General features: G+C 49.2%; 5 protein-coding genes. 1 reads left to right on the top strand and 4 read right to left on the bottom strand.

Features of this window, described 5'->3' with window-relative positions; translation table 11 throughout:
* Nucleotides 1–19 precede the first annotated feature (19 nt).
* On the top strand, nucleotides 20–532 hold the full coding sequence (locus tag EII41_RS09965) for a hypothetical protein (RefSeq protein ID WP_185711492.1): 513 nt from the start codon (nucleotides 20–22) through the stop codon (nucleotides 530–532).
* Nucleotides 533–963: 431 nt separating this feature from the next.
* Here the strand turns inward: EII41_RS09965 and gcvP are convergent, their stop codons facing one another.
* Genes gcvP through EII41_RS09945 form a run of 4 tightly spaced genes read right to left on the bottom strand, consistent with a single transcriptional unit; the run spans nucleotide 964 to nucleotide 5,943 of the window.
* Nucleotides 964–3,816 carry an aminomethyl-transferring glycine dehydrogenase gene (gene gcvP / locus EII41_RS09960; protein WP_124790473.1) on the bottom strand — a complete coding sequence of 951 codons (2,853 nt, stop codon included), beginning with the start codon at nucleotides 3,814–3,816 and terminating at the stop codon, nucleotides 964–966.
* Nucleotides 3,817–3,835: 19 nt separating this feature from the next.
* Nucleotides 3,836–4,474 (bottom strand): MBL fold metallo-hydrolase, encoded by a 639-nt coding sequence (locus tag EII41_RS09955; protein ID WP_124790472.1) that lies wholly within the window; start codon nucleotides 4,472–4,474, stop codon nucleotides 3,836–3,838.
* Complete coding sequence (gene rsmG, locus EII41_RS09950) at nucleotides 4,471–5,091, bottom strand: 16S rRNA (guanine(527)-N(7))-methyltransferase RsmG (protein ID WP_124751616.1); 621 nt, start codon at nucleotides 5,089–5,091, stop codon at nucleotides 4,471–4,473. The genes EII41_RS09955 and rsmG overlap by 4 nt, the downstream gene beginning before the upstream one ends.
* 3 nt (nucleotides 5,092–5,094) lie before the next feature.
* On the bottom strand, nucleotides 5,095–5,943 hold the full coding sequence (locus EII41_RS09945; RefSeq protein ID WP_124790471.1) for a DUF3298 and DUF4163 domain-containing protein: 849 nt from the start codon (nucleotides 5,941–5,943) through the stop codon (nucleotides 5,095–5,097).
* Between the last annotated feature and the right edge of the window lie 156 nt (nucleotides 5,944–6,099).

The following is a 6,099-nucleotide window of genomic DNA, read 5'->3' as shown; positions in this document are numbered from 1 at the left end:
GTGATAAAAGTTTGTGTATATGGCTATTGATAATATCATTTCCGTTTCCTTCTCGGACGAAGACGTCGAGAAGATGAACGCCGCCATCCGCATGCTGAACGAAGTGATGGAGGGTAAGGCCGTGAACCTTACGCCCGAAGAACGTCGTCAGTACGGCAGCATTGCCGACCGCAACAAACTTCTGGTAGACAAGGCCAAGTTCTACATGGAAAAGGCGCCGCAAACGATGCCGCGCACCATCGACAAGGCCGAATTCGACCGCGACTACGCGGCACGCACCCGGCTCGAAGCACCGCTTCGCGAGCTGACGATCGTGACCGAAAAGTTGCGCGACACGAAGACGTTGCTCGATTTCGATAACCTCCAGAGTACCTTCGCGTATTATCGTTACGTGAAGTATCTGGCTTCGGAGAACGAACCGGGCACCACGTCGATCTATCAGGACATGAAGCAGCATTATCATGGCGGCCGCAAACCGGACGAAGAGCCGGATGTTCCCACTCCGCCTGCCGGAGGCGAAACGACACCGTAAGTCGCATAGATACGTTCGGAACGTATCGGATATACGTTCCGAACGTCATTTAGGGAGGTTCCGAACCTGATTCCGATACGTTCCGAACCGTATTAAATACCCCTCCGAACCCTATTTAAGGTATTTCCGAAATACATTCCGGGTATTTCCGAACCTGATTTGGGTACGTTCCGAACCTAATTCCGATATTCCGAACCACTCGTCGATAGGTTTCCGAAGCACCCATCGATATGTTCCGAACGTACCGAAATATCTCTCCGAACCACCCGAAATCAGGTTCCGAACCGGTCATAATCAATTTCCGAACCGTATTAAATACCCCTCGGGACGTACCCAAATACCCCACGGAACGTGGTATAATACCTTTCCGAACGTATCATAACCGGTTTCCGGACGGTATTACATATCCCATAAAGCGACTTACCGACTCTTTATTGGCAACTGCAAAGGGTCGGGACTAAGTTGCGGTCGCCATACGCATTGTTGACACGCGCCACATTAATCCAGAACTTATTGTCATGCAGCCATTCCAGCGGGAATGCCGCCTTCGAACGTGAATAAGGATGGTTCCATTCGTCGGCAGCGACCTCGTATTCGGGGTGCGGAGCGTTTTTGAGCACGTTATCTTCTTTCGATGCGATACCGCTTTCCACTTCATCTATTTCTCGACGAATACATTCCATCACTTCGACAAAACGATCTAACTCCTCCTTGCTTTCGCTTTCGGTCGGCTCTACCATCAAGGTTCCGTGCACCGGAAAAGAAAGGGTGGGAGCATGGTATCCGAAATCCATCAACCGTTTGGCAATATCGTTCTCATCGATTCCGGAACGTTCTTTAAGCACACGACATTCGAGTATCAGCTCATGACCGACGCGCTCGTTCGCTCCCGTGTAGACAATACCGTAAGCCTCTTTCAGTTTTGCCGCCAGATAGTTGGCATTCAGTATCGCAATTCGCGTGGCTTCGGTCAGTCCTTCAGCTCCCATCAGACGAATGTAGGCATACGTGATCGGCAAGATGCCGGCGCTTCCGTAAGGAGCTGACGCAACGGTGTTTCGGCTGTTACCGAACGTCACGGGGTGGGAGGGGAGGAAAGGAAGCAAATGCTCGGCCACGCAGACCGGCCCGACACCGGGTCCGCCACCGCCATGAGGCGACGCAAACGTTTTATGCAGGTTCAGATGGCAAACATCGGCGCCGATTACTCCCGGGCTGGTCAGTCCGACCTGCGCATTCATGTTGGCGCCATCCATATACACTTGTCCTCCGCACGCGTGAACGATGTCGCACATCTCCTTGATATCTGCCTCGAAGATACCGTGCGTAGACGGATAAGTAATCATACTTGCGGCAAGGACGTCTTTCTGCTCTTCGGCTTTCGTACGGAAGTCGGTCAAATCGATATTCCCTTTTTCGTCGCAGCGTACGGTCACCGTTGTGAATCCGCACTGAATGGCGCTGGCCGGATTGGTTCCGTGTGCCGAAGCGGGCAGCAGCACCACATGGCGGTGTCCCTGTCCGATGCTTTCGAGGTAAGTACGAATGATCCGCAATCCCGCGTATTCACCGGCCGCCCCCGAATTCGGTTGCAGGGTTACCCCCTTCAGACCGGTAATCTCGATCAGGTATGACGACAGATTTTCAATCAGTTCCATATAACCATTCACCTGATCGACCGGTGCGTAAGGATGGATATGCTGGAAAGCGGGATTGAGCAAGGGCAGCAATTCGGAGGCCGCGTTCAGCTTCATCGTGCACGATCCCAGCGGAATCATCGAATGAGCCAGCGAAATATCTCTGCGTTCCAAACGCTTGATATATCGCATCAACTCCGTTTCGGTACGGTATTTTTTAAACGTATCCTGTTGCAGGAAAGACGACGTACGCAGGAATGTAAGATCGAAATAGAGCTTTGCGGGGATATCCGTTGCCGGCGGATTGGGCAGTCCCGCAACCCCGGAAAAGATCTGCAACAAGATGTTGAGATGCTCGGGACGCGTTGTTTCATCGATACTGATACCCACATGCCCCTCTTCGAAATACCGGAGGTTGATGTTACACTCCAACGCGATTTCACGCAACGTGTTCATCGGCACATGGGAGGGCAGTTCGATCTTTAAGGTATCGAAGAAATTTGTATTCAGTTGTTTATAGCCAATTTTTTCGAGTTCGTCGGCCAGAAAACCGGCGTAACGGTGAATCCGTGAAGCGATATCCGTTAACCCTTCGGCTCCGTGATACACCGCGTAAAAACCTGCCATCGTGGCCAGAAGCGCCTGCGCGGTACAGATGTTCGATGTCGCTTTCTCGCGCTTGATATGTTGCTCGCGTGTCTGAAGCGCCAGACGGTAAGCCGGATGTCCGTAGGCATCGACCGAGAGGCCGATGATACGTCCCGGAATCATTCGCTTGTACTCGTCTTTCGTCGCGAAATACGCGGCCGAAGGCCCGCCGTAGAACATCGGAATCCCGAAACGCTGCGAAGTCCCGAACACGACGTCTGCTCCCCATTCGCCGGGAGGTGTCAGCAGGACGAGGCTCATCAGATCGGCCGCTACGGCAACGCGTATCCCCTCGGCATGCGCTGCCGCCACGAAATCCTGATAGTCGTTGACTGTGCCGTTACCGTCAGGATATTGAAGAATCGCCCCGAACATCTTGCCGGATAACGCGACTTCACGGTAATTGCCCGTCACCACCTCGATACCCTGCGGAGCCATTCGTGTCTGTATAACGGCCAAGGTCGACTCCAACACGTTTTCGTCTACAAACAACTGATTCGCTTCATTTTTTACTTGCTCACGGCTGCGCGTATTGAAGAGCATCGTCGCGGCTTCGGCAGCCGCCGTTGCTTCGTCGAGCAGCGAACAGTTGGTCAGCGACATGCCGGTCAGTTCGCAAATCATGGTCTGGAAGTTAAACAAGGCTTCTAACCGGCCTTGCGATACTTCGGCCTGATAAGGCGTGTACGAAGTGTACCAGCCCGGATTCTCAAACACATTCCGCAGAATGGGAGCAGGGCATATCGTATCATACCAGCCCATGCCGATATATGATGTAAAGATTTTATTCTTAGAGGCAAGCTCGGCAATGTGTTCCGCAAATTCCCGCTCCGTCATCGGTGCGGGTAAATGAAGCGGTTTTCTCAGACGAATATTCGACGGGATAATCTGGTCAATCAATTCGTCTGTCGATTTCACACCGACGGTTTGAAGCATCGCGGCTTTGTCTTCATCGGTTGTGACGCCTATGTGGCGATTTGCAAATTTGTTGGTCTCCATGTTATACTTTATACAATATTTATAAATAAGGATTATGTAATTTCTCTTCGATGACGGTCGTAGACGGGCCGTGCCCCGGACAGACAAGCGTCTGGTCGGGCAAGGATAAAATTTTGTCTTGAATCGCCGAAATAAGCATGCCGTAACTCCCCCCCCACAAGTCTGTTCGTCCGATACTTCCCGCAAACAAGGCGTCTCCGGAGATAATGAAACCATCCGCCGGACTGTAAAAGGCCAGACTGCCGGGCGAATGCCCCGGGACGAATAATACGGCCAACTCCGAATGACCGAAACGGATCGGCTCGTTCTCGCTCAGAAAATCCGTTACCGGAACGGTATCGCCGGAAGCATGAAGTCCCATGTGTTTCATCTGAATGTCGAGAGGAGGAATCTGTTCAACTTCCAACCGATGTGCTTTGGGCGAAAGACCATACGTCCTGTGGATAAAGGCGTTGCCTAAAATATGGTCAAGATGCAGGTGCGTGCAAAGCAGTAGCTTCGGTACCAGCTCATGAGCCGCAATAAAATCCGACAAGACCTTCTCTTCACCGGCCGACATGCAGCCGCAATCGATAATTGCCGCTTCTTTCGTTTCGTCGTAAAGGACATACGTGTTTTCGGCAAACAGATTGAATTCAAAACACTTTATCTTAATCATAAAGGAATATATACTAATTTTTTGGTCTCAAAAAAAGGCTCTTTGTAATAGGTATTCAGGTTTAAGCACACCGCCTGCTTACGAAAGGGCGCGATCTCGTGTTGAAGCTCTCCGCCTTTCAAGCATATCAGACCGTTCGGAAGCGAATTTTGCTGCGTGTTTCGTACGTTTTTACGAACCAGCTTGGCTAAATCTTGCAGGGGCATCACCGCACGGCTTACGATAAAGTCAAACTGTTCTTTTTCACTTTCTACCCGCTCGTGGCATGTCGTTATATTTTTCAGCCCGATAGCCTCGGCCACCGCCTGCACCACTTTAATTTTCTTTCCGATGCTGTCGATCAAATGAAACGAGACATCCGGAAAAAGAATGGCCAGCGGAATACCCGGAAATCCTCCCCCCGTACCGACATCCATGACTGCCGTTCCGGGTCTGAAGTGAACCAGTTTTTCAATGCTCAGCGAGTGCAGTACATGGTGAATATATAAATTGTCGATATCTTTTCGGGATATTACATTGATTTTCGCATTCCATTCTGCGTAAAGATCATACAATGCCGCGTATTGCTCGCGTTGCAGCTCGCTCAGATTCGGATAATAACGCTCGATAACCTCCATGTCTCAAAAAGCGATATGGGCGATCGGACTCTCTTTACGCAGCAAATGGCGTATTTTTTCGTATGGAATCCGGACAGATGTAGCACCTACTACATACGCCGCGATCTCGTATTCGTTAAACGTGTACGTAATACCGACTTCATCTACATAAAAGTTCTTGTTGGGATAAATCTCATTGACATTGAAAAAGCCGATATTCTCAAGGTCCGAAGCTTTATCTACATTATTATATAGCGCGATGGCATCGACAATAATCTTGGCAAGATCATCCTGATAATCCTCGATAAAAACGGCGGCTTCCGTCACTCGTTCTCCTGTCTTCAAATCAATTACACGGTTCGTATAATGGTGTGCGTTGTGTGCCCCTCCCGTATCGTACTCCTTCGACACCACCATACTCAATAAATCATTTTGATTGTAATAAATGCTGTCGCTGAGAATCTCATAGCTTGAATACCATTCATCGTTGGGCTCCGAGCCATGCTCTTCAACATCCGACTCAAAGTCTGTTTCCCGTTTCTTGAAATCATTCAGATAATTCTCAGCATATTGATTCACGGCCTCTCTTGGCGAGGACTGCATATAATCATCGCCCAAAAAAGCTCCGACAAACTGTTGCTGTACGGCTTTCAAAACTTGTTGATTTTGATATTCGACCGGAAATACAAAGTTTATTTGCAATGAACAGCCGGGATTCGTCTCTATGTTTTTTATATGATAGCTCTCTTTTAGAGCCATCGTATCAAAACGAATATCATTTTCTTTTACCTTTCTGGCGTCCGAACCGCAGGCCGATAAAAGGCCGACGGCTACTATCCAAACAAAAAAGGTTTTCACGATATATATCTTCATCTCTATTGCATGATTAAACATATTTACGATGCAAATTTAAAAGATAATTGATTCAATCACGAAAGAATCTTATTAAGATTATTAAAAAAAACGCTTTTCGTCTCCATATCACAATATCAAACAGAATATCATCTGCTTAACACATTCTTCAATGAA

The sequence above is a fragment of the Tannerella forsythia genome (assembly GCF_003860135.1).
Taxonomy (GTDB): Bacteria; Bacteroidota; Bacteroidia; order Bacteroidales; family Tannerellaceae; genus Tannerella; species Tannerella forsythia_A.
The sequence above is the reverse complement of the archived record's forward strand: the minus strand, read 5'-3'. Positions and strand labels throughout refer to the sequence as shown.